This window comes from Zhihengliuella alba, from assembly GCF_039538765.1.
GTDB lineage: Bacteria > Actinomycetota > Actinomycetes > Actinomycetales > Micrococcaceae > Zhihengliuella > Zhihengliuella alba.
Map to the genome: position 1 here is coordinate 382,219 of NZ_BAABCJ010000002.1, position 22,432 is coordinate 404,650.

Annotated in this window: 27 protein-coding genes; 10 read left to right on the plus strand and 17 right to left on the minus strand. The window is 70.9% G+C overall.

Going from position 1 to position 22,432, the window contains the following annotated elements:
* Positions 1 to 114 precede the first annotated feature (114 nt).
* The 3 genes from ABD784_RS07450 to ABD784_RS07460 all read left to right on the plus strand — a co-directional run bounded on the left by ABD784_RS07450 (position 115) and on the right by ABD784_RS07460 (position 3,115).
* Positions 115 to 1,467: an MFS transporter gene (locus ABD784_RS07450; RefSeq protein ID WP_344882250.1), complete on the plus strand. Its 1,353-nt coding sequence runs from the start codon at positions 115 to 117 to the stop codon at positions 1,465 to 1,467.
* A gap of 63 nt (positions 1,468 to 1,530) precedes the next feature.
* Positions 1,531 to 2,847 carry a S8 family serine peptidase gene (locus ABD784_RS07455; RefSeq protein WP_344882253.1) on the plus strand — a complete coding sequence of 439 codons (1,317 nt, stop codon included), beginning with the start codon at positions 1,531 to 1,533 and terminating at the stop codon, positions 2,845 to 2,847.
* Between the two features lie 10 nt (positions 2,848 to 2,857).
* A complete protein-coding gene (locus ABD784_RS07460; RefSeq protein WP_344882256.1) occupies positions 2,858 to 3,115 on the plus strand; it encodes a hypothetical protein in 258 nt (85 codons plus the stop codon).
* Positions 3,116 to 3,123: 8 nt separating this feature from the next.
* Here the strand turns inward: ABD784_RS07460 and purN are convergent, their stop codons facing one another.
* Positions 3,124 to 3,690, minus strand: coding sequence for a phosphoribosylglycinamide formyltransferase (gene purN / locus ABD784_RS07465; protein WP_344882259.1), 567 nt, complete (start codon positions 3,688 to 3,690; stop codon positions 3,124 to 3,126).
* 33 nt (positions 3,691 to 3,723) lie between these two features.
* On the opposite strand from purN, the gene ABD784_RS07470 reads away from it, so the two are divergent.
* A complete protein-coding gene (locus ABD784_RS07470) occupies positions 3,724 to 4,371 on the plus strand; it encodes a DinB family protein (RefSeq protein ID WP_344882262.1) in 648 nt (215 codons plus the stop codon).
* A gap of 21 nt (positions 4,372 to 4,392) precedes the next feature.
* Here ABD784_RS07470 and ABD784_RS07475 read toward each other — a convergent pair whose 3' ends face one another.
* The 3 genes from ABD784_RS07475 to ABD784_RS07485 all read right to left on the minus strand — a co-directional run bounded on the left by ABD784_RS07475 (position 4,393) and on the right by ABD784_RS07485 (position 7,978).
* Positions 4,393 to 5,511, minus strand: coding sequence for a hypothetical protein (locus tag ABD784_RS07475; protein ID WP_344882265.1), 1,119 nt, complete (start codon positions 5,509 to 5,511; stop codon positions 4,393 to 4,395).
* Between the two features lie 318 nt (positions 5,512 to 5,829).
* Positions 5,830 to 7,170 carry a cell division protein PerM gene (locus tag ABD784_RS07480; RefSeq protein WP_344882269.1) on the minus strand — a complete coding sequence of 447 codons (1,341 nt, stop codon included), beginning with the start codon at positions 7,168 to 7,170 and terminating at the stop codon, positions 5,830 to 5,832.
* A 58-nt stretch (positions 7,171 to 7,228) separates the two neighbouring features.
* The gene (locus ABD784_RS07485) at positions 7,229 to 7,978 is read right to left on the minus strand and encodes a sulfite exporter TauE/SafE family protein (RefSeq protein ID WP_344882273.1); all 750 of its coding nucleotides are present in this window, start codon (positions 7,976 to 7,978) and stop codon (positions 7,229 to 7,231) included.
* Between the two features lie 140 nt (positions 7,979 to 8,118).
* On the opposite strand from ABD784_RS07485, the gene ABD784_RS07490 reads away from it, so the two are divergent.
* Positions 8,119 to 9,264 carry a glycosyltransferase family 4 protein gene (locus tag ABD784_RS07490; RefSeq protein WP_344882276.1) on the plus strand — a complete coding sequence of 382 codons (1,146 nt, stop codon included), beginning with the start codon at positions 8,119 to 8,121 and terminating at the stop codon, positions 9,262 to 9,264.
* A gap of 39 nt (positions 9,265 to 9,303) precedes the next feature.
* Here the strand turns inward: ABD784_RS07490 and ABD784_RS07495 are convergent, their stop codons facing one another.
* From ABD784_RS07495 to ABD784_RS07510, 4 genes are all read right to left on the minus strand, one after another.
* The gene (locus ABD784_RS07495; protein WP_344882279.1) at positions 9,304 to 10,122 is read right to left on the minus strand and encodes an HpcH/HpaI aldolase family protein; all 819 of its coding nucleotides are present in this window, start codon (positions 10,120 to 10,122) and stop codon (positions 9,304 to 9,306) included.
* Positions 10,107 to 10,892, minus strand: coding sequence for a 2-oxo-hept-4-ene-1,7-dioate hydratase (hpaH, locus tag ABD784_RS07500; protein ID WP_344882282.1), 786 nt, complete (start codon positions 10,890 to 10,892; stop codon positions 10,107 to 10,109). The genes ABD784_RS07495 and hpaH overlap by 16 nt, the downstream gene beginning before the upstream one ends.
* A gap of 194 nt (positions 10,893 to 11,086) precedes the next feature.
* The gene (locus ABD784_RS07505; RefSeq protein ID WP_344882285.1) at positions 11,087 to 11,866 is read right to left on the minus strand and encodes a CE1759 family FMN reductase; all 780 of its coding nucleotides are present in this window, start codon (positions 11,864 to 11,866) and stop codon (positions 11,087 to 11,089) included.
* A 144-nt stretch (positions 11,867 to 12,010) separates the two neighbouring features.
* Positions 12,011 to 12,562, minus strand: coding sequence for a DUF6328 family protein (locus ABD784_RS07510; protein WP_344882288.1), 552 nt, complete (start codon positions 12,560 to 12,562; stop codon positions 12,011 to 12,013).
* Between the two features lie 156 nt (positions 12,563 to 12,718).
* Between ABD784_RS07510 and ABD784_RS07515 the strand changes: the two genes are divergently transcribed.
* From ABD784_RS07515 to ABD784_RS07530, 4 genes are all read left to right on the plus strand, one after another.
* Positions 12,719 to 13,234: a Dps family protein gene (locus ABD784_RS07515; protein WP_344882291.1), complete on the plus strand. Its 516-nt coding sequence runs from the start codon at positions 12,719 to 12,721 to the stop codon at positions 13,232 to 13,234.
* Positions 13,235 to 13,343: 109 nt separating this feature from the next.
* On the plus strand, positions 13,344 to 13,547 hold the full coding sequence (locus ABD784_RS07520) for a CsbD family protein (protein ID WP_344882294.1): 204 nt from the start codon (positions 13,344 to 13,346) through the stop codon (positions 13,545 to 13,547).
* 68 nt (positions 13,548 to 13,615) lie between these two features.
* Positions 13,616 to 13,843, plus strand: a complete 228-nt coding sequence (locus ABD784_RS07525) for a hypothetical protein (RefSeq protein WP_344882297.1) — start codon at positions 13,616 to 13,618, stop codon at positions 13,841 to 13,843.
* A 130-nt stretch (positions 13,844 to 13,973) separates the two neighbouring features.
* On the plus strand, positions 13,974 to 14,531 hold the full coding sequence (locus ABD784_RS07530) for a cysteine hydrolase family protein (protein ID WP_344882300.1): 558 nt from the start codon (positions 13,974 to 13,976) through the stop codon (positions 14,529 to 14,531).
* Between the two features lie 154 nt (positions 14,532 to 14,685).
* On the opposite strand, the gene ABD784_RS07535 is transcribed toward ABD784_RS07530, so the two are convergent.
* From ABD784_RS07535 to ABD784_RS07570, 8 genes are all read right to left on the minus strand, one after another.
* Complete coding sequence (locus tag ABD784_RS07535) at positions 14,686 to 15,579, minus strand: SDR family oxidoreductase (RefSeq protein WP_344882302.1); 894 nt, start codon at positions 15,577 to 15,579, stop codon at positions 14,686 to 14,688.
* The gene (locus ABD784_RS07540; RefSeq protein WP_344882305.1) at positions 15,569 to 16,222 is read right to left on the minus strand and encodes a hypothetical protein; all 654 of its coding nucleotides are present in this window, start codon (positions 16,220 to 16,222) and stop codon (positions 15,569 to 15,571) included. The genes ABD784_RS07535 and ABD784_RS07540 overlap by 11 nt, the downstream gene beginning before the upstream one ends.
* Positions 16,223 to 16,320: 98 nt before the next feature.
* Positions 16,321 to 16,596: a DUF7218 family protein gene (locus ABD784_RS07545; RefSeq protein ID WP_344882308.1), complete on the minus strand. Its 276-nt coding sequence runs from the start codon at positions 16,594 to 16,596 to the stop codon at positions 16,321 to 16,323.
* Positions 16,597 to 16,683: 87 nt separating this feature from the next.
* Complete coding sequence (locus tag ABD784_RS07550; RefSeq protein ID WP_344882311.1) at positions 16,684 to 17,670, minus strand: cation transporter; 987 nt, start codon at positions 17,668 to 17,670, stop codon at positions 16,684 to 16,686.
* Positions 17,667 to 18,200 (minus strand): transporter substrate-binding domain-containing protein, encoded by a 534-nt coding sequence (locus tag ABD784_RS07555; protein ID WP_344882314.1) that lies wholly within the window; start codon positions 18,198 to 18,200, stop codon positions 17,667 to 17,669. Before ABD784_RS07555 ends, ABD784_RS07550 begins: the two co-directional genes overlap by 4 nt.
* A gap of 13 nt (positions 18,201 to 18,213) precedes the next feature.
* Positions 18,214 to 18,924 (minus strand): hypothetical protein, encoded by a 711-nt coding sequence (locus ABD784_RS07560; protein ID WP_344882317.1) that lies wholly within the window; start codon positions 18,922 to 18,924, stop codon positions 18,214 to 18,216.
* 238 nt (positions 18,925 to 19,162) lie between these two features.
* A complete protein-coding gene (locus tag ABD784_RS07565) occupies positions 19,163 to 19,663 on the minus strand; it encodes an ASCH domain-containing protein (protein ID WP_425582953.1) in 501 nt (166 codons plus the stop codon).
* Positions 19,664 to 19,844: 181 nt separating this feature from the next.
* Complete coding sequence (locus ABD784_RS07570; protein ID WP_344882322.1) at positions 19,845 to 20,000, minus strand: hypothetical protein; 156 nt, start codon at positions 19,998 to 20,000, stop codon at positions 19,845 to 19,847.
* Between the two features lie 221 nt (positions 20,001 to 20,221).
* Between ABD784_RS07570 and ABD784_RS07575 the strand changes: the two genes are divergently transcribed.
* Positions 20,222 to 21,751 (plus strand): SpoIID/LytB domain-containing protein, encoded by a 1,530-nt coding sequence (locus tag ABD784_RS07575; protein WP_344882324.1) that lies wholly within the window; start codon positions 20,222 to 20,224, stop codon positions 21,749 to 21,751.
* A gap of 73 nt (positions 21,752 to 21,824) precedes the next feature.
* Here ABD784_RS07575 and ABD784_RS07580 read toward each other — a convergent pair whose 3' ends face one another.
* Positions 21,825 to 22,412, minus strand: coding sequence for a hypothetical protein (locus ABD784_RS07580; protein WP_344882327.1), 588 nt, complete (start codon positions 22,410 to 22,412; stop codon positions 21,825 to 21,827).
* Between the last annotated feature and the right edge of the window lie 20 nt (positions 22,413 to 22,432).

Here is a 22,432-nt window from a genome sequence, read left to right on the forward strand (position 1 = left end):
CACAACCCTAGGGCACGGCCCCGCTACGCTGGGGGCGGATGCCGCCGGCATCCGGGCAGATGAGGACAGGCACCCCGATCAGGTGCGCGCTGACGGAATCGAGGCGGCTCGGCGTTGACGAACGAATTTCGCAGGCTCCCCAGCGGGGAGACCGTGGTCCAGAACCTCCCCTGGCGCTGGCGCGTCCAGGGGAAGATCTTCCTGATCGGCGGGCTCGGCTTCATGTTCGACGCCTGGGACGTCACATTGAACGGCGCCCTGATCCCGCTCGTCGCGGAGGAATGGGGCCTCGAGCGGACGACGGCGGCCCTGCTCAGCACCGCGAACCTCATCGGGATGGCCCTGGGCGCGTTCCTGTGGGGCACGATCGCGGACCGCGTCGGACGCAAGAAGGCGTTCACGTGGACCCTGCTGATCTTCTCCCTCTTCACGGTGGCCGGTGCCCTGTCGCCCTCGTTCGAGATATTCGTGCTGTTCCGGTTCCTGGCCGGGGTGGGCCTGGGCGGGTGCATCCCGGTGGACTACGCGCTGGTCGGCGAGTTCACCCCGGCGCGGCAGCGCGGGCGGGTGCTGACGGCGATGGACGGGTGGTGGCCGGTCGGTGCCGCGCTGGCGTTCTTCGTGACGGCCCTGATCCAGTCCACGGCGGACAACTGGCGGCTGGTGCTGCTGACCATGGTGCTGCCGGCCCTGCTGGTCTTCTGGGTCCGCCGCGGGGTCCCCGAGTCGCCTATGTACCTGATCCGCCAGGGGCAGAGTGCCCGCGCCGCCGAGATCATCGACGACCTGGTGGCCCGGACCGGGGGCACCCCCGAGCCCTACACGCTGCCGGACCCCCAGGACGCGCCGCGGATGTCGGCCGGCTCCATCGGCGAGCAGCTGGCGCGGATCTGGCGCTACGACTGGAGGATCACCGCGGCCGCGTGGAGCCTGTTCTTCACGGTGCTGCTGGTCTACTACCTGGCGCTGACGTGGATGCCGACCATCCTCGCCGACGCCGGCCTGTCCCAGGTGGCGTCCTTCTTCGGCACCGCGGGCATGGCGGCCGTGGGCCTGCTCGGCGTCGTGGTCTCGGCCCTGCTGGTGGAGCGCGTCGGACGCAAGTGGCTCCTCGGCGTGACGGCCCCGCTGGCGGTGGCGGTGCTCCTGGTGGTCGCGCTGACGCTCGGGACGCCGTCGGTCGCGGTCGGCTGGCTCCTGGTCTTCGGCTTCGTGATCCAAATTGCCATACCCGTTCTCTACGCTTACGTCTCAGAGCTCTACCCCACCGAGCTGCGGGGGTCCGGCTTCGGCTGGGCGTCCACGTTCAGCCGGGTCGGAGCCGGGGTGGGACCGCTGGTCTTCGTGGCGGTGTGGCCGGTCATCGGCCTCGCCAACGCGTTCCTGATCGCCGGGGCGCTGCTGCTGGCGGCGATCGGCTGGATGGCGCGGTTCGCCCCGGAGACCAAGGGGCGGATCCTGCACTAGGCGCCGGAGCCAGTTGCGGGCCGGGCGACCGCCCGGCCCGGAGGACGACGAAAGGAATGTCCCGTGTACCTGCCGAATGAGCCCTTCGTCGCGTCGGTGAACCCGGGGAGGTTCGTGGTGGTCTTCGACTCCGACGACGCCGATGTCCTCGCCTCCGGCGCGCCCGACTACCTGGTCCGCCACGGCTTCTCCACGGAGCAGTACTTCCCCCGGCTCGGCATCGCCGTCGTCGAGGGCGAGCCGGGCCGGATGAACGCCTTCCAGGCCGAGAGCACCGATCAGCGCCGCAGTCTCGCGATCGTGCCCGAGCTGAGCTACCACGTGCTCGACGGCGGCCGACGGCGGGCCCGACCGCGCCGGGCCGCGATCGGCGCCTGCCCGGTGGGCTCCGACGACGCCTCCGGGAGCACCGGCGATTCCGGTCCGGCTCATCCGGGCCGGCCCGGCGTCCCGGAGTTCGCCGCACCGGGCGCCGACCCGCTGCGGCCCGCGACGGCGGCCGCGCCGGCGTCCTTCACCGATACGGACGGGCTGACCTGGGGCCTGCAGGCGGTCCGTGCCGTCGAGTCCGGCTACGAGGGCGCCGGGATCCGCGTGGCGGTGCTGGACACCGGGTTCGATCTGGAGCACCCGGACTTCGCCGGACGGGAGGTCACCGCCGAGTCGTTCGTCGCGGGCGAGGACGCCCAGGACGGGCACGGCCACGGCACCCACTGCGTCGGCACCGCGTGCGGGCCGCGACGGCCCGAGACGGGACGCGGGTACGGGGTCGCCCCGGCCGCCGAGATCTTCGCCGGCAAGGTGCTCGGCAACGCCGGCTCCGGCTCGGACGCCACCATCCTCGCCGGCATCGAGTGGGCCCTGCAGAACGAGTGCCACGTCATCTCCATGTCGCTCGGCGCGGACGTCCAGCAGGTGCACCCGCCGTACGTCACGGCCGGCCGGCGCGCGCTGGAGCAGGGATCGCTGATCGTCGCCGCGGCGGGCAACAACGCGCGGCGCTCCAGCGGGAACGAGGGCTTCGTCGGCACCCCGGCAAACAGCCCGTACATCATGGCCGTCGGCGCCGTGGACGCGGATCTGGGCATCGCGGAGTTCTCGGCCCGGACGCTCGACGGCCGCGGCGGCCAGGTGGACATCGCCGCTCCGGGCGTCGACGTCTACTCCGCCTGGCCCATGCCCGAGCGCTACAACACCATCAGCGGCACGTCCATGGCCACCCCGCACGTGGCCGGGGTCGCGGCGCTGCTCGCCGAGGCCACCGGGTTCCGCGGCCGGGAGCTGTGGGCGGAGCTGGTCCAGGAGGCGCAGCGGCTGCAGCTGCTCTCCGTGGACGTCGGTTCCGGGCTGGTCCTATCGCCGCCGCCGGCGCAGGGCTAGTCTCGACCCCGTGGAGGAAACAGGTCCGGAGCGCGTCGTCGAGTGGGTCGTCTCGGTCGACGACGCGCACGTCGCCCGTGTCGAGGACGTCGTGGCCGCACTGGAGGACGCAGGCCTGAAGGTCGAGCGGGTGCTGGTCACGCTCGGCATCGTCTGCGGCCGGGCCGACGAGGCGTGCCGCGACGCGCTCCAGCACGTCATGGGAGTGGCCTCCGTGGCACCGGCGCAGACGATCCGCGTCGATCCCCCGGACGCCCCGATCCAGTAGCCCGGCGGCTACGCTTCCGCGGACAGCCCCGCGAGGACCTCCAGCAGGAGCTCCCGCTCCTCCACCTTGATCCGCTCATGCAGCGTCTCCTCCGTGTCGTCCTCTCGGACGGCCACGGCCCGCTGCGCCAGGATGGGCCCCGTGTCCACGCCGGCATCGGCGATGTGGACGGTGCAGCCGGTGACCTTGACGCCGTAGGCGAGCGCGTCCCGGACACCGTGCGCCCCGGGGAACGCCGGCAGCAGGGCCGGGTGGGTGTTGATGTAGGTGCCGTCGAAGGCGTCGATGAACTCCTGGCCGACGATCCGCATGAACCCGCTGGAGAGGACGTAGTCCGGCGCGTAGGACAGGCACTGCTGCGTCAGAGCATGGTTCCACTCGGCCCGGTCCGGGTAGTCCTTGAAGTTCACCACGAAGGTCTCGATCCCCGCGGCGGCCGCCCGCTCGACGCCGCCGGTAGCCTCTCGGTCCGCACCGACGGCGGCGATCTCCACGTCCAGCTCGCCGGCCGCTACGGCGTCGATGACGGCCTGGAGATTCGAGCCGGTCCCGGACACAAGAGCCACAATTCGCATGGGCTCCAGCCTATCGCCGATACGCTGGAGTCCATGAGTTCCAGCAACGCGAACGAGCAGACGCCGGAGGCCGCCACCGGGAGCCGCGACCCCCAGCAGGGCACGGCGGACTGGCAGCCGGACACCAAGGACTGGACCTGGGTCATGACCCGTCCGTGCGCCGAGTGCGGCGAGGACGCCACGGACCTGACGCCGCAGGACATCGCCGCGCGGATCCGACAGACGCTCCCCCTGTGGCAGCGCCTGCTGGTCGGCGAGGGCTTCGGCTCCGGCCGCGCGGGCGTCGAGTCCAGCGGCGGGGACCACGAGTCGGCCCTGCGCCGCCGTCCGGCTGCGAACACCTGGTCGCCGCTCGAGTACGCCGCCCACGTCCGCGACGTCTTCCGCGTCATGCACTACCGCCTGGACCTGATGCTCCGGGAGGACGCGCCCACGTTCCCGGACTGGGATCAGGACCAGAGCGCCATCGAGGACCGCTACAACGAGGACGACCCCCGCGTGGTGTCCGTCCAGCTGGCCTCGGCGGGCCGCGGCTTCGCCGATGCCCTGGACTCGGTCCTCCAGCGCGACATCGGGCGGCGCGGGATCCGCGGCAACGGCTCCGAGTTCACCGTGGAGTCCTTCGCCCGCTACGCCTGGCACGACGTCGCGCACCACCTCCACGACGTCGGCCTGCGCTAGGCGCGGCCGGGGGGCGGACCGCTAGACCGCAGCTCCCCCGCCGACCGGACGGGTACCGCCGCGTCCCGGTTCGGCGGCCGTCCCGGTGACCGCCGTGGTGGTCCGGATGAACACCACCAGCCAGCTGAAGACGATCCCCGCGGCCGCCAGCTCGAGCGCCGTGAGGTTGTAGTAGTGCAGCGGGAACCACAGCGAGGCCGCCCCGGCGAGCAGGGCGCCGGCGATGTAGGTGAAGGCGTAGAAGGCCCCCGGGTAGCCCGGCGCCCAGAGCGGGATGCCCAGCAGCAGGATCAGCAGGATCACGGCGAGCAGCCGCACGAAGAAGGTGTGGACGGGCTCGGACACGTGGAGCGTCACGGTGCCGATGCCGATCATGCAGAGACCGACCCCGATCAGGCCCCAGCGCACCACTCCGGCCCGGGGCCGGAGGAAGCGGCGGTGTGGCCTGCCGGCCGCCGTGTCGTCTGCGTCGCGCACCGCCGCCCACCGGGTCAGGTCCCGGGTGACGAACGCCGAGAGGGTGGTGAGGATGACGCCGGACGTCGTCATGGTGGTGTTGAACGTCCAGAACGAGGTGATGCCGGCCTGCCCGGTCCCGAGCTCGCTGAACATGATGTGCCACCACAGCGGATTCTCGGCGGCGAGCATGCTGACCAGCATCCCCGAGGCCATGAAGCCGGCCAGCAGGAGCGACAGGGAGGCGGCGTCGATCCGCGCGCCGGAGTCGTACGCCGCGTACGCGGCGATGCCGGCCGCGATGGCGAGCATCCCGCCGCCGGCGTAGGAGTCGACGGTCAGGCCGTAGAAGGCGTCCTGGAACATCCGGAACACCACGAGCGAGGACATGACGGCGATCGAGGCGTGGACCACCACCAGCGCGGCGCCGTCGACGATCTGCCGGAGCAGCGGCCTCGCGGACAGCCACGAGTGGGTGCCGCGGATCGTCTGGAAGTAGCCCGCGAGGAACCCGCCGCCGGCGGCGATGCCGGACGTCACTGCAGCGAAATCCGCCACTGAGCGTTCCCCGGCCAGCGACGGCCGGTAGCCGTCGAAGCCGACCAGGCCGACCACGAGAGCGACGAGCGCCGCGAGCCCGCCGGAGAGGATAGCCCTCGACTCGACCAGCGCGGACGCCGACAATGCACGGCCTCGGCCGGAGCCGGGACCACCGGGCTCCACCCCGCCAGTCCCAGCGGGCTCCGGGTCGGGGCCGCGCAGATCGGTGCCGACTGGATCGGCGCGGTCTGAGTCCGGGCCGCGCGAGTCCGGGCCGCGCGGGTCGGTGCCGCGCACGTCAGTGCCCCGGGGCTCTCCGGCGTGCGGCCCACGGGGTTCGGGTCCGGGTCCGCGTGGATCCGGACCCGGGGAAGCGGTCGGCATGGTTCAGCCCCTTCCTCGGCGTGCGGTGCTCATCGAGCCAATATTCGCACGGTCGACTGGCCGCGGGCTGAGGCCCGCCTAGCCGTCGTCGAGGACGGGGTCGTGCAGGAACATGGGTGTCGCCAGGGCGCCGAGCATCGTGCCGACGGCGACCTCGCCGGCGAGCAGCAGCGCCGTCGTCCACACGTCCGGCCCCACCTCCGTGAGGCGGCCGAGACCCACCGACCCCATGGAGATCCAGCTTCCGGCCACGGAGACGAGCCCCGCCACGGCGCCGACGAGCAGGCCCAGCACCACGGTGGAGACGGTCAGCGAGAGCCAGCGGTAGGGCATCTTGAGGGCGCACCAGTCGTCGAAGTGGTCCTCGCCCTCGCGGATGAACCACCATCCGGCGACGAAGCCGGCGACCCCGGGGAGGGCCATGAGCATCCAGGCGGAGGCGAGCGCCTCGCCCGAGGGGAGGGAGGCCAGCAGGGGCACGGCCGGCAGCGGCCCGACCGTGGTCTCCAGGGCGCTGAGCGTGGAGCCGGCGCCAATGCTGAAGCCGCCGCCGGAGATCCAGGAGAGCGCCCAGAACGAGGCGTTCGGGATCAGCCCGAGCTGGCCGAACGTCAGCAGGAACCCGCCCACGACGCCGGTGCGCAGCTGCTGGTACACGTTGGACATGTCCGCCCAGTGGAAGCCGAGGTTGACGGCCAGCACCAGCGCTGCGGCGGCCAGGGCCGTGAAGTAGGCGACGACGCCGGACCGGATCACGGCCCAGACGTACGACCCGGCCCAGCGCGCGTGCTGGCTGGTCCTGGCGATCCAGGCCACCAGGTCCACGCCGATCAGCCGGGCCCACGAGCCGGCCTCGCGCCGGCACCCGGTCACCACGCCGATGCCGACCACCACGAGCGGGACGAGGGCCGCGGCGACGAGGTTCACGTCCACCTCGTCCGTCTGCACGGCGAAGCCCGTCAGGAGCTCGAAGAGGGCATAGGCGCCGAGCGCCCCGACGAGGCCCTGCCAGAGGTTGTCGGAGTAGGAGGCCCGCGCGATGCGCCGGCCGGACCAGCTCGCCAGGAGGAAGGGTACGAGCATCAGCCCCAGGGGCGTCAGCGACAGCGTGCCCGTGAGGATCGCCCCGCCGTCGCCTGGGATGGAGAGTCCCAGCGGCACCCCGTGGATGAGCAGCCAGGCCTGCCCGCAGAGGCGGAACAGGTAGGCGAGGTCCAGGTCCAGGAAACCACCGGCGAACCAGACCGCCACCAGCGGGACCACCACGAGGAAGGCGCTGATCACGGCGGTCTGGAGCAGTTCGAGCGCGCCCTGCAGGAACAGGGGCATGGGGATGCCGTCCCGCAGCACGTCGCGCAGGCGGTCCGCGAGGCGGGGCTTCGGCTCGGTTCCCGGGGCACGGGTGGGCTGCTTGTTCATCCCCTCAATCGTGCCACTCGGCGGCGGAGGCCCTGACGAACGACTCGGTGCGCTCCGTTCAGAGAACCTCAACGAGCCCCTCGACGAGGGCCATGATGGCGCCGGCGAACGCGATGGTGATGACGAAGATGCGGGCGCTGCGGTCGGAGACGTGGCGCTGCAGCCGCTCACCGCCCAGGATCCCGGCGATGATCGCCACGACGATGAGCCCCCACATCCACCAGTCGAGGGCCGGGGCCTGGCTCGGATCGACGGCGAGCTTGGCGGCGACGGCGACCAGCCCCATGCAGGCGAAGAACGGCTGCAGGGTCGCCGCGAACGACCGCTGCGGCCACCGGGACAGGACGGCGTAGGCGCTCACGGCGGGGCCGCCCACGCCGGCCATGGCGTTGGTCAGCCCGGACGCCAGGCCCGCGACGGCGCGGGGCGCCTTGCCAGTGACGACGACGTCGGCCCGGCTGAGCGAGAGGGACAGGATCAGCGCGATCAGCACCACGCCGCCGACGAAGATGGACAGCGGGCCGGAATCCATGTGGGCGGCGGCGAGCACCCCCGGGACGGAGCCGGCGATCGAGGCGACGGTGAGCCAGCGGAACATCGACCAGTCGATGTCCTTCCAGACGCGCGGGATGATGAGCGTGCTGGAGACGACGCCGCAGACGTTGATCAGGAACACGCCCACGTGCGGCCCGAGGAGCAGCACCAGGAACGGCGAGGCCAGCATCGCGAAGCCCAGCCCGGCGACCCGCTGCGCGACGGCGCCGAGCAGCACCAGGCCGAGCACCATCGCCAGCATCGTCAGTTCCATGCGGGCAAGCCTATCGGCCCGGGGACCGTCCATTGCCCTCGGCAACCACTGACGCGCCGACGTCGCGGGCGCCCCCAGAGTTCACCCGCTCCCCCGCGCGGGTTCACCGGCCCGCCACCGCGCAGGCGGATGATCGAGATGTGAAGATCGCAGTGGTTGCCGAGTCCTTCCTGCCGCACATGAACGGCGTCACCAACTCCGTCCTCCAGCTCCTCCGGCACCTGCGCGCCGAGGGGCACTCCGCCGTCGTCGTCGCCCCGGCGACCAGCTGGGCCGGTCCTGCCTGGGCGGCCGAGCCGGCACCCCGGTTCGTGGAGGGCTTCCCCGTCCACACGCTGCCCGCCCTGCCGCTCACGGGCTACGCCAACGTGCGCGTCGCCGCCGGGACCGTGACCCGGGTGCGGCGGCTCCTCGAGGCGGCCCGGCCCGACGTCGTGCACGTGGCGAGCCCCTTCGTCCTCGGCTGGCGGGCGATCCAGGCCGCGAACCAGCTGGGCCTGCCGACCGTCTCCGTCTACCAGACGGAGATCCCGGCGTACGCGCAGCGCTACGGCGCCCCGTGGCTGGAGCAGTTGCTCTGGAACCACGTGCGCACCATGCATTCGGCATCCACCCTGAACCTGGCCCCGAGCAGCTACTCGATGCGCCAGCTCGCCGACGCGGGCGTGCCGCGGCTGCGCATGTGGCGCCGCGGGGTGGACACCGACCGCTTCGACCCGCGGCGGCGGTCCGAGGCGCTCCGCGCACAGCTGGCACCGAACGGCGAGCGGCTCATCGGCTTCGTCGGCCGACTGGCGGCGGAGAAGCAGGTGGAGGACCTCGCCGTGCTGGCGGATCTGCCGGGGACGCGCCTCGTCGTCGTGGGCTCCGGGCCGCTGAAGGACTCCCTGCGGGAGCGGCTGCCCGGGGCGCACTTCGCCGGATTCCTCGGCGGCGTCGAGCTGGCCGAGATGGTGGCGAGCCTCGACGTGTTCGTCCACCCGGGCGAGTCGGAGACGTTCTGCCAGACCATCCAGGAGGCCATGGCGAGCGCCGTCCCCGTGGTCGCGGTCGGGCGGGGCGGCCCGCTGGACCTGGTGGACAGCTCCCGGACCGGCTGGATCTACCGTCCGGGAGACCTGGCGGACCTGCGCTCGCGCGTCACCGACCTCGTGTACGACGACGTGAAGCGCCGCGCCTTCGCGGCCGCGGCCCACGCCTCGGTGCAGGGCCGGACCTGGCCGGCGCTCTGCGATCAGCTGCTCGGCCACTACCGGGAGGCGGTCCTCGCCGGCGCCGCCGCGTAGCGGCCGCGTCCCAGGAGGCCGCCGCCTGGCGGCCGTGCCTCAATAGCTGGCCGGGCGGTCGCTCTCATCCACGGTGATGTACTTCGCGGCCAGGGCCTCGCTGCCGCGGGCGAGGAGTGCGACGTCGGCACCGACGTTGACGAAGTCCGCGCCGGCCTCGATGTAGTCCCGGGCGTCGGCCTCCACGAACGCGTTGACGCCCACGGTCTTCCCGGCCGCCTTCACGTCGGCGATGGTGCGCTTCACGGCCGCCACGACCTCCGGATGGCCTTGCTGCCCGAGCAGGCCCATGCTGGCCGCCAGATCGGACGGGCCGATGAAGACGGCGTCGATCCCGTCGACGGCCGCGATGGCGGCCGCGTTCCGGACCGCCTCGGCGGACTCGACCTGGACGATCAGGGACGTGAAGTCGTCGGCCCGCTGCAGGTACTCGGGCACGCGGTTCCAGCGGGCCGAGCGCGCCAGCGCCGAGCCGACGCCCCGGACACCGTGGGGCGGGTAGCGGACGGCGCGCACGGCCTCGCGGGCGCTCTCGGCCGAGTCGACCATCGGGACGATCAGCGACTGGGCGCCGAGGTCGAGGTACTGCTTGATGAGCACGGGATCGTTGAACGGCACGCGCACCACGGCCACGCACGGGTAGCCGGCGATCGCACGGAGCTGCGCGAGGATCGACTCCAGCCCGTTGGGGCCGTGCTCGCCGTCGATCAGGACGTAGTCGAGGCCGGAGCCCGCGCAGATCTCGGCGGCGCCGGCGTCGCCGGAGCAGACGAACATGCCGGCGACCGTCCGGCCCACGGCCCCGTCGCCGACGAAGAGGTCCTTGAAGGAACGGGGCGGGTCTAGACGAAACGGCATGTCACGGTTCCCATCGGTCCATAGTCGGCGAGCACGGTGTCGCCCTGGTAGACCCACATGGGTCGGGTGAAGGAGCCGGCGAGGATGATCTCCCCGGCCTTCAGGCCGTCACCGTGGGCAGCGATCTTGTTGGCCAGCCAGTAGACGCCGGCGGCGGGGTGGTTCAGGACGCCGGCGCCCACGCCGGTCTCCTCCACGGTCTGGTTCTTGTAGAGGATCGCGGCGACCCAGCGCAGGTCCACGTCCTGCGGGCGGACGGGGTTGCCGCCGACCACCATGGCCCCCATCGCGGCGTTGTCCGAGATGGTGTCCACGATGGTCCGGCCCTCCATCTGGATGCGGGAGTCGAGGATCTCCAGGGCCGGGACCACGTACTCGGTGGCGTCCAGGACGTCGAAGATCGTGGCGCCGGGCCCGCTGATGTCCTTCCCCAGCTTGAACGCGAGCTCGACCTCGACGCGGGGGTGCGTGTAGCGGTCCCAGGGGACCTCGCACCCGTTCTCGAGGATCAGGTCGTCGAAGATGACCCCGTAGTCCGGCTCGGTGATGCCGGTGGCCATCTGCATGGCGCGGGAGGTGAGGCCGATCTTGCGTCCGGCGAGGCGCCTCCCGTTCTCCTCGCTGCGCTGCCGCCAGAGGTTCTGCACGCGGTAGGAGTCCTCGACCGTCATCTCGGGGAAGCGCGCGGTGAGCCGCTCCACCGGGGTCCTGGTCCGCCCGGCCTCGACGAGTTCGTCGGCGATCCGGGTAATGGCCTCATCACTGAGCATGCGTGCACCTTCCGCGTCTTTGCGATCGCACCGGCCGGCGGGCGGCCCGGTGCGCTGTCACAGGGGTGCGGCCGGGGCCGGGCCCCGGTCGCGATTCCTGCTCATGCTAACGCGCTGCCGCCACGGCGGACCCGCCGCACGGCACTGCGGCGCGTGCAGCTCCAAGGATCGTGCGCCGAGCCGCAAGTCGGGTGCTACATCTGGTTCCCGTTCACGCTCGCGAGGAGGTCCTCGAACGGCAGCGTTGTCATGGCCTCGCGCTCGCGCTCCGCCCGGAGCTCCCGACGGTCGCGCGTCCCCCGCTGGAGCTCGGAGCCGGACGGCGCGATGCTGCGGGTCGTCAGATCGGCGGAGAGATCCTCGTCCGACCCGGCTGCGGCGTCGCGGCGGGTGGCGTGTGCCGAGCCACCGGCGAGCGCCAGCGCCAGCTCGCGGCCGGCCCGGCGTGCGCGTGACGTGAGCGCTCCGCCGTCGTACCCGGCCTCGTCCGCGGCACCCCAGTCCTCCGGCGAGGCGAAGACGCCCGTGGGCATGATGTCCGCGCGGAGGTAGCTGAAAATCGGGCGCATGGCGTAGTCGACCACCAGCGAGTGCCGGACCGACCCGCCGGTCGCGGCGAGGACCACGGGCATGGCGTCGAAGCCCTGGGGGTCCAGCAGGTCGATGAAGGACTTGAACAGGCCGGAGACGCTGGCCGTGAACACCGGACTGACCGCGATCATCGCGTCCGCGTCGGTGACGAGGTCGATGATCCCCTGGACCCGCGGGCTGTTGTAGCGGGAGACCATGGCGGTGGCGACGTCCGTGGCGTAGTCGCGCAGCTCGATCACGTCGATCCGCGCGTCGACGCCGCGGCCCGCGAGCTCGGACCGGGCCGCCTCGGCGATCCGGTCGCCGAGCATCCGGCTGGTCGACGGCACGCCGAGTCCGCCGGAAACCACTACGATCCGCTGGGTCCTGCCGCTGTCAGTCATCGGTCCGTCCTCTCTGGTTCGGCGCGGGCCCCTGCGGCCCGCCCATCATTTCATGCCTATGCATATAACGATGCGGGGGCCGCCGGCATTCCCGCCGCGTCCGGCCCGCGTCCGTCCGCCGGCAGGGGACGGGTACGACGGCGTTCACGCCCGCCGCTGCGCCCGCTTCTGGCGCGCTCGGAGGAGGCCCGGAAGGACGCCGAGCATGAACAACGTGATCACCAGGACCGCGCCGCCGATCCACCACGCGGCCGTCAGCGAGACCACGATGTCCACGATGAAGAACACCGCGAGGCTGACCACCAGGCCGATGCCGATGAGCGCAACGCGCACCAGGTGGTGCCCGTACTCCACCGTCTGCTGCTTCACGTGACGCCGGAACATCCTCCGGTGGATGGCCACCGGAGTCATGATGACGCCGGTGATCAGGACCGAGGCGACCAGCAGCACGATGTAGACGGCGTGCTGCGTGGAGGAGAGCTCCGTGAAACGGCTCTGGAACGGGAGGGTCATGAGGAAGGCCGTCAGGATCTGCGCGCCGGTCTGCATCACGCGGAGCTCCTGGAGCAGCTCGTTCCAGTTGCGGTCCGCGCGCTCGTCCGGCGTCTCGTGCCGGCCGTTGTCCAGCTCGCGGGCAGTGCAGCGGTGGTCGTGCGCGGGGTCGTCGCCCTCGGGGCGGGACGTCGAAGCATCCATGGACAGAAAGGTAGCCCTCCGGCGGCCGTCTCGATAGACCCGACGCACTAGCTGAGCGGTTACTGGGAGAGCCCCCGGATCGCTGGCCAACGGCCTCCACGGGGGTTAGCGTGAAAATCGTTAGTGCTAGTCAACGCTCCTAAGGAGGGCCCCGATATGGCAGCTCAGAACGACGCGAAGTTCACGGTCCCCGGCCTCTCGATCGAAGACGGCCACAAGGTCGCCAACGCACTGCAGGACCGGCTGCACGCCCTGAACGATCTCCAGCTGACGCTGAAGCACGCGCACTGGAACGTCGTGGGCAAGGGGTTCATCTCCGTGCACGAGATGCTGGACCCTCAGATCGAACTGGTGCGCGGCTTCATCGACGAGCTGGCCGAGCGCATGGCCACCATGGGCGTCTCGCCCAACGGCCTGCCGGGCGCTCTGGTGGAGGCCCGCGAGTGGGACGACTACGGGGTCAACCGTGGTTCCGTCACCGAGCACCTGACGGCGCTGAACGAGGTCTACAACGGGATCATCTCGAGCCACCGCGACGCGATCGAGCTGGTCGGCGAGATCGACCCCATCACGGAGGACATGCTCATCGGCCAGACCGGCAAGCTGGAGCTCTTCCAGTGGTTCATGCGCTCCCACCTCGAGAACGACGCCGGCGAGCTGAACGCGAAGTAGCCGGCCCCGGTCGGCTCCGGCCGGCCCCCAGGACACGGGCCCGAACGGCCCGGGAAATGAAGATCCACCGGATCCCCGCAGGGATCGCCAACGAGCAGCAGGAGGAATCATGGGACTCGACGACAAGATCGGCAACAAGGCACAGGAGATGTCCGGCAAGGCCAAGGAGGCCGTCGGCGACGCCACCGACAACCGTGATCTGCAGGCGGAGGGCGTCAAGGACCAGGCCGCAGCCAACGCCAAGCAGGCCGGCGAGAAGGTCGGCGACGCGGCCCGCGACGTCAAGGACGGCTTCACGGACGACAACCGGTAGCCGTACCGGCTCGCGCACCTCGAGCATCGAGCCGGCCGCAGGCCGGCGAAGCGGGAGGAGTAGTAGCAATGGGAATCGATGGAATGACCGGTCAGGACAAGTTCGGGCGCGGGGAGAACGCGACTGATCAGGTCCAGCAAGCGGCCGCAGAGGCGAAGCAGAAGCTCGCTCAGGAGCAGGCCGCGGAGGACCGAAGCGCGACCGACTCCGCCGGGCAACCGCCGGGTGAGTCCGACGACGGAACGAGCGAGAGCGACGGCGGTCCCAAGCAGCCGCAGGACTTCCGCGGGCACTGACAGCCCCTCGTCCGGCCTCCGGAGGTAGACGCTCTCCGAAACGACGGCGCCCCGACCAGCCGCGTGCAGCGCGGGGTCGGGGCGCCGTCGCCTGTCCACCCACCACCCACCCAGGAACGAAGGAGACACGGTGACCGCCGCCGTCGTATTCATTGACCTCCAGAGCGGATACTTCGAGGATCCAGACCTCGCCAGGATCCGCGAGCCGCTGGTGGAAGAGGCCAACCGCCTCGCCGCCGCAGCGCGCGAGCGCGGGTTCGCCATCTACCACGTGATCACCGAGCACGCACGCGACAAGTCGACGTGGACGCTGAGCATGCTCGATGACGACCAGGGGTTCAACTTCGTGGGCACCGAGCAGGCCGCGCCGCTGGGGGAGCTCGATCTGGACGATGCGAACCAGCTCTCGAAGATCCGTGACAGCGCCTTCTTCGGCACGTCGCTGGCGCAGCGGCTGCGGATCGGCGGCGCGGAACGGATCGCCATTGCCGGCGTCTCCGGGCAGAACTGCATCAACCGCACGGGGTCCGACGCGTTCGCGGAGAACTTCCGGGTCGCCTACGCGCGGGATGCCATCGGCTCCGAGAATCCGGAGCGGTGCCGGGAGGCGCTGGACATGCTCAGCAAGGAGTTGCGCCAGCCGATCCTCGGGACCGACGAACTGATGGACTGGCTCGCCCAGGCGTGATTCGGCCGGTCCTGCTCGGGCGCGCAGGACTCCGGACATGACTCGGCCGGCTCCGGTGGGCGGGCAGCCCGACCGGAGCCGGCCGTCGTCTGCGGCGGAAGGGCAGGGGAGCGGGTGTCTGCACCCGCTCCCCTGCCCTTCCGCTGTTACAGCGTTACGGCGACGGCTTGCCGCCGTTGACGTTCAAGGTCTCGCCGAGGACGTAGCTGGACTCCTCGGAGGCGAGGAACACATACGCCGAGGCCAGCTCAGCCGGCTGACCGGCGCGCCCCAGCGGGACGTTGTGCCCGAACTTGGGCAGCTTCTCCTTCGGCTGCCCGTCCGAGACCTGGAGCGGCGTCCAGATGGGCCCCGGGGCCACGGCGTTGACGCGGATGCCGCGCGGGCCGAGCTGCTCGGCCAGGCCCTTGGTGAAGTTGTTGATCGCCGCCTTGGTGGCCGCGTAGTCCAGCAGCACCGGTGCGGGCTCGTACGCCTGGATGGACGTGGTGTTGATGATGCTGGCGCCGTCGGGCAGGTACTTCAGCGCCTCCCGGGTGATGGTGAACATCGCGAGGATGTTGACCTGGAACGTCTCCAGGACCTGCTCGTCCGTCAGATCCTCCAGCTTCTCGATGGCGATCTGCTTGCCCGCGTTGTTCACCAGGATGTCGAGGCCGCCCAGAGCGTCCGCCGCATCGTGCACCAGCTGCTTGCGATAGCCGACCTCCATCAGATCGCCCGGCAGACCGATCCCGATCCGGCCCGTCGCCTCGATCTGCGTGATGACGTGGCGGGCGTCCTCCGCCTCGTCGGGCAGGTAGGCGATGGCGACGTCGGCGCCCTCACGGGCGAAGGCGATCGCCACGGCCGCGCCGATGCCCGAGTCGCCGCCGGTGATGAGCGCCTTGCGGCCCTCGAGCCGGCCGTTGCCCATGTAGGTCTTCTCGCCGTGGTCCGCCTGCGGCTCGAGCTTCGTGTCGAGGCCCGGCTCCGGCTGGTCCTGCTCCGGCGGGGAGATCTTCGGGTACTTGGTGACTGGGTTGTCGAGATTCTGGTTATCCGGCATCGAAACGGTTCTCCTCGTCGTTGGGTCCTTCGCCCTCGGTCACGGGCTCTTCCTTGGTGCCGTCCGGCAGGTCGTCCGGATCGCGGGTGACGGTCGCGGTGTCCGGCTCGCCGTACGGGTTGTCCTGGCGGTCCACGGTCTCGGCCACGAACCGCTCTCCGTCGGGCAGGGGCGGCGGGGGCAGGATCTGGTCGTCGACCGGGTCCGTGGCGTCGCGCAACGGGTCCTCGGCGTCGAGCGTGGACGGGAGGTCCTGGTCCCCCTCCTCCACGGGTCCGGCGTCCCGCCCATCGACCGGGTCGGGGATGACGGGATCGTCACCGATCGGCCGCTCACCGGGCTGCTCGGAGTCGAGCTCGGTGAACTCGCCGGCCGCGTCGTAGGTGGACACCGGGGTCACGCCCTCGCTGCCGGACTCGAGCGACTCATCGGCCACCGGGTCGTCGCCCGTGGGCTCCGTGCCGATGTCGGCCGCAGCGAGGTCCTCGTCGGCACCGATCTCCCCCAGGCCGGCGTCGACCGGGCCGCCCGTGTCGCCTTTCCCGCCGACCGTGCGGTCCGGGGAGATGTCCTGATTCAACGCTTCGTCGCCGAGCGGGTCGCCGTGGACCGGCTCATCGTTCATGGGTTGTTCGACTGGCATGGCTCCTCCTTCGAAGTACGGTGCCCACTGGTGTGCGGCACCGCGAGTGCGGTGCCGCGGGCATCGGTGATCCCGTCGGCGGCGGCGCCGCCACGGAGTCAGTGATTGCGGAGAGCCTCGATCAGCTCGTCCTTCTTCATGTCCGAGTAGCCGGTGATGTCCAGCTCCTTGGCGCGGTCCTGGAGCTCGTCGACGGTCCAGTCCTCGTAGCTGCCCGATTCGCCGCCGCGCTCGCCCACCTCGGAGCGTCCGTCACGGGCCGCGGCATTCGCGATGCGGGCGGCCTTCTCCTTGGAGTTGCCCTCGTCGCGCAGCTCCTCGTAGAGCTCGTCGTCCTTGATCTGCGGGGTGTCGTCCTTCTTCTTCTCAGCCATTCGAACCTCCGGATCGTGGTGTACGGCCAGCCTAATCAGGCCGGGGTCGGCTGGGTCAACGTCGCCTTGGAGACTTGCAGGCGACTCTCAGCCCGCCGGTTGGCGGGACTCAGGCAGGAGGTGCTCGGGGAGCTCGCGCACGGGGGCGACCACGACGTCGTACGACTTCCAGTCCAGCTCCTCCACCCGACCGAGGATCTCCTCCACCTCGTCCAGATGTATCTCGTCGCCGCGCGGGACCACGAAGACCTCGACGTGGAAGACCATGCCCATGTCGCGGATGCGGGCGGCCGCGTCGGACACCCAGGCGAGGTCCTTCACGGTCGTGGTCACCTCCTCGATCAGCGGGTCTGGCTTCTTGTCGTCGTAGGTGGTGGCGCGGGCGTCCAGCAGGCCCAGCAGTGCGTTCCTGGTGTTCCGGACGCCGTCCCGGAGGATGCCCACGGAGATCAGGAGCGCCGCGGCGTAGTCCATCCACCAGAGCCCCACCCCGACGCCGAGCACGCCGACGATCGAGGCGACGTTGGTGGTCCAGTCGGCCTTCGCCATGTCCGCGTCGGCGTAGAGCAGCTTGTTGTGCAGGGGCGCGGCAGCTTTGATCTTGAGCCGGCCGAGGATGACGGCGGGGACCACGATCAGGCTCATCGCGCCGATCATCAGCCAGCCGAGCCACACGGTGTGCCCGAGGATGGCGATGGTCCCGATGGTGGGGTGTTCGCCCTTGATCAGGCCGGCCACCGACTCGTAGGCCAGCAACGAGCCGACGCACGCGAGCGTGACGCCGCTGACGAGGTGTCCGGCCCCCATGGCGCGGTGGTAGCCGTACGGGTGCTTCGGCTTGCGCTTGTGCCGGGTGTAGACCAGCGCCACGAGGAAGGCGATCTGCGGGACTGCGGAGAGCAGGTCCTCCACCCAGGCCGTCTTCATCGCCTGGGAGTTGCCCATCACGGACGCCACCAGCGTCAGCGTGAACACCAGATAGGCCAGCGTGATCCACTCGAGCTTCACGGCGCGGTGGAGCTGGTGGCGGACCTCCTCGGGCAGTTGGTGCTGCTGTCCGGTGAGCGCGCTCATCGTCCTTCTCCCGCCTGCGTCTTGCCGGTCACGCGGTCGAGGTGTCGCTCCAGCTCGCTGATGAACGCGTTCTCGCCCATGGGGGCCAGCATGACCAGTTTGTGCTTCTTGCCGTCGCTCAGGACAACCTCCGTGTAGGGGCGGGTCACCCCGACCTTGGAGGACCATGGCGACTTGCTGGTGATGCCGCCGACCGCGAGGTCGAGGGAGCCCTCCTCGATCCGGCGCACCAGTTCGCCCTCGCTGGAGACGACGAACTCGACCTCGGCCCCGAGCTCGCGGGCGAAGCCGCGCACCAGATCGACCTCGCTCCCCGAGACCTGATCGTCCGAGACGGCCCCGTCCGGGCCGACCTGGCCGGCGACGTCGACGAAGCCGGCGTGCGGGGTCGCGCCGACCCGGAGGGTCCCGCCCTGCACGGCGTCTAGGGTGCCGTCCGGGTCAGTGGGGACGTGCAGGCTGCAGGCGGAGAGGACCATCACCAGGGCGGCGGCCACGGCCGCTGCGGCTGTGCGTAGGGGGCGTCGCATGATGGACCGCCTCCTATTCGCCCTGCTGGCTGCCGTCCCCGATGCCGTACTCGTCGGCCCCGCCGGGGTCGCGCCGCGGTTCCGGGCCCTCCTCGTGGGTCTCGGGCTCGTCGTTCGCGAAGCCCTGGACGGGTCGCTGGCCGCCGTCGTCGTAGGAGCCGTTGCTGTAGAAGTCTGACGTGTCTGAGCCCTTGGCCGCCTCCTGCCCGCTGACCTCGTCGCCGGCCGGGGCGCCGAAGCTCGCCGTGCGCGACCCCTCGGGCTGCTCCGCCCCGTACGAGCCGCCCTCCCCCGAGACCGGGTCCTCGATCGCGGAGTCCCCGACGGCTCCCGAGCCTCCGCCCTCGGAGCTGTCCGTGCGCAGGTGCTCCGGCTGCTCGGCGCCGTAGGAGCCGCCGGCCCGATCCACATCGCCGTTGGCGTCTCCTCGGGGGTCGGCGGCGTTGAACGCCTCCTGGCCGGCATCCTCGCCGGAGAGGGGCTGGTCGCGCCCGATGGGCTGGGACTCTCCCTCGAATTGCTCCGAGGCCGAGCTCTTGGGCGTGCCGTACTCGGACTGCGCCGTCTCCGTCCGGTCCTCCCCCTCGACGCGGGTCGCATCGGCCTGGGCGGCCCCTGCCTCCATATCGCCGTCCTGCCGGAAGTCGGCGGAACTGGAGAACTGATCCGGCTCGCCCGCGGTCTGGTTCTCGTCCGGTTCGAACTGCTCGTGACTGTGGCTCATGATGGCTCCCTTCACCGTGGGCTGCCGCCGTTGCGAACGGCGAGGTGACGGCCTGTTTTCCGTCCCGCCACCGATTCCAAGCTATGCCCGGGCCGCGCCGTCGGCAATGGATGGATGGTCGTTCGAGTCAACTCTCAGGCAGCGCCCAGCCGCCGCTCACGCGGCTCCGCGCCGCGGAGGCCACCCGCGCCGAAACAAACCGTCCCGAATCGGACCGCGCCGACCCAGCGAGCCGAGTTCAGTCGGCCAGCTCGGGCGGCCAGACGACGGCGAAGCGCTCCAGCACGATCTCCCGCCCGGGCAGCCGGGTCTCCTCGGGGCTCCAGTCGTGGCCGGCCGCTGCGCGTGTGCGCCGCCAGTAGCGCTCGTGCTCGCAGCGCCAGGACTCGAGGGTGCGGTCGTCCTCGCCCTCGTCGTACGCGAAGGCGGCGTCGACGTCGTCGAAGGCCGCGAGGCGCAGTTCCGTGGTCCGCAGGACGGCCGCCGGCGCGCCCGACCCGTGGCAGGCGATCCAGTGCGAACCGATCCGCGGCATGGGCTCTCCGTCCTCGGCGAACTCGAGCGCGAGTGTCGCGGTGGCCCGCTTGGCGCCATGCGTCACCTCGTGCAGCAGGGCGTCGGCGAGGGCGGGCGAGTCGCCGAAGTACTCGACCGTGTACTCGGCGTCGTCTGCGAAGCGGTCGTCGGCCGCGTCCGGATGCTGAACGACGGCGGTCGCGGCCCGGTAGGCACGCCACATCTCGCGCGCCGCCCCGCGGTCCACGGGCGGGAGGCGCGGCGTTTCTTCAGTGGTCTGAGTCACCACCCCAGCCTAGTCAGCCAAGACAACCGGAAACAGCCCGGACCCGCCAGCCCAGATCCCTTAGGACAATCCGTCGACCCAGGTCCGTGGGCCCCGCTGGGCCCTTCGTCCCGAGCGGTCAATCACCGTCGCCGGCGGGGAGGTGGTCGAAGCCCGTCTGCTCGGCGGTCTCGTGTCGCTTCTCCTGGAGCTCCTGCACCTCGCGCATCTCCCGCAGGTGCTCCTCCTCCAGTTCCTTCGAGCCGAAGTCCTTCTCGGCGAACTCGGTGCCCATGGTGATCTCCTCGCCTCGGGGCGCCCGGGTGCGGGCGCCTCAGCTGGTTACCTATCCGCGGGTCCAGACGGCCCGTGTAGGGCCAGCGTAGGCCCGCCCCGCCGTGCGCTCAAGGCCTGCACTCGATCTCCGGGATCTCACGTCACCGGGCCCCGAGAGACGTACAATTGAGCATCGGCGCGGACCGCCTTCCGCGCTGTCATCGCTTGCTAGGAACCGCCATGTCAGACCGCACTCCACGGTCCGGGCCCCGCGCCCCTCGCCTCGTCGCGGCGGTCGCCGCGCTCCTGCTCGCCGTCGGGCTGGGACTGGCTCCCGGCGTCGTGGTGCCGGCCGAGGCCGGACCCGCCCAGGCAGCGCTCCCCGCCGGGCACACCACGCTGAACCCGACGCGGCAGGCCATGACCACCCAGGACACCTATCTGCGCTCGTCGCCGAGCTGGGACTCGTCGGCGAACATCGTGGTCGCCGTGCCCGCCAACTCGTGGGTGACCGTCCTGGAGACCACGCGCACCTGGTGGCAGGTGAAGTACGGGACGCGCACCGGCTGGATTCACGGCTCGGTCCTCAAGGCCGGCTCCTACCGGCCGAGCACCGCGCCGTCGCCGGCGAGCTACTCCTTCGCGGGCTCCGGGTGGGGCCACGGCGTGGGCATGAGCCAGTACGGCGCCCGCGGGCAGGCGGCCGACGGCCGCAGCGCCGCCCAGATCCTGAACTACTACTACGCCCCGGCGGCGACCACCGGCACCACCGCCCACGCCTCGAGCAATATCAGGGTCCAACTGCTGCACGCGGGCACCACCACCATCACGCCCACCAATGGGCGCATGCGGGTCTACGCCAACGGCAGCTACTCGACCACCCGGTCCGCGGTGACGATGAAACTGTCGGGTTCCAGCGTGGTGCTCAGCGGCGGCGTGGTAACCACTGCTCCCGCCGTGACGGTGCGGTGGGAGAACACCCGGTTCTGGACGGGCGGCACTGCAAACACGGTGGTGTCCGTCGCGGGCGCCGACGGCGGTTCCTCCGCCGGCGTGTACCGGCACGGCCAGATCACCGTGAAGCCGCTGAGCTCGAAACTGAACGTGGTCAACGAGCTGCGGCTGAACGACGAGTACCTCTACGGCCTGGCGGAGATGCCGTCCTCCTGGCAGGCGGAGGCGCTGAAGGCCCAGGCCATCGCCGGGCGCACCTACGCGATGCGGGCGATGTCCGCGCTGAAGGCCGACTGCGCGTGCAACGTCTACGACGAGGTGCGCTCGCAGAAGTTCACCGGCTGGAAGAAGGAGGGCGAGGCGACGTACGGCACCCGCTGGAAGGCGGCCGTGAACGGCACGCTCAGCCGGAACTCGAGCGGGACGCCGACGTCCGGCACGGTGGTGAAGTACGGCAGCAGCCTCATCGAGGCCCTGTACTTCTCCTCCTCGGGCGGGGCCACGCGCAACTCGGAGTCCGTCTTCAGCTCCGCCGTCCCATATCTGCGCTCGCACAAGGACCCGTGGTCCCTGAGCGCGGCGGCCGCCAACCCGAACAAGGCGTGGACGCAGTCGGTCCCCCAGGCGAAGATCGCCTCGGCGTTCGGCCTGAGGGATGTGGCGAAGGTGGCCTACACGAAGAGCAGCGTGGACCTGGCGGTCGTCACCATCACCGCGACCTCCAGCACGGGTGCGACGGCGAGCATGACCGGGACGCAGATGCGTGACAAGCTCGGCCTGAAGAGCGCCTGGATCACCTCGGTCACGCCCCGGTAGCGGGGGCCGCAGAAGCGGCGGCCGAGTCAGCGCCCAATGCCGTCGACGCCGTGGGCGGACTCGGGCCGGCTTCTCAGTCGTGCCAGGGGAATCCGTCGGGGCGGCATGCTGATCGTTCGCTGACAACGTCGTAGTCGTGGAAGCGCGGCTCGATGGGCAGGTTCGTCGGGTCCACCGGGATCTCCCCGACCACCTGAACCGCTCCGGTGCTCACAAACTGGCACTCCGTCATGAGACCGAGCGCAGGGTCCCGGTAGCTCGGCATCCGAATGAATCCCTCCCGTCGAAGCACGTAGACGACGCCGGGCGCCAAGGGCGACAGGTCGCCATCACCGGAGGCGTATGAGAGGAAGATCCGGCGCTCGCGCCACTCCCCGGCGGCATCGCCAGGGTAGAAGCAGGCATTGAGGAACTGCCGGCAGGCCGAGGAGCGCACGGCGTAGGCCATGGCCCAGGTCGGATCCTCGGTTGCGAAGACCCCCTTCGTCTTCGAGAACGTATCGGCACTGAAGTCCAGCGGTGCGTTCGGCTTCAGCACGTCGAGTCCAGGGCTCTGCGATCCGTGCAGCAAGAACTCGCGGTCGGCCACCAACCGGGCGAGGCGAGACCACGTGGCGTCGCCACGGATCGGAGCCGGAGAGTGCCAATCATTGTCGCCCACAGTTCGAAGGCTATCGGAGC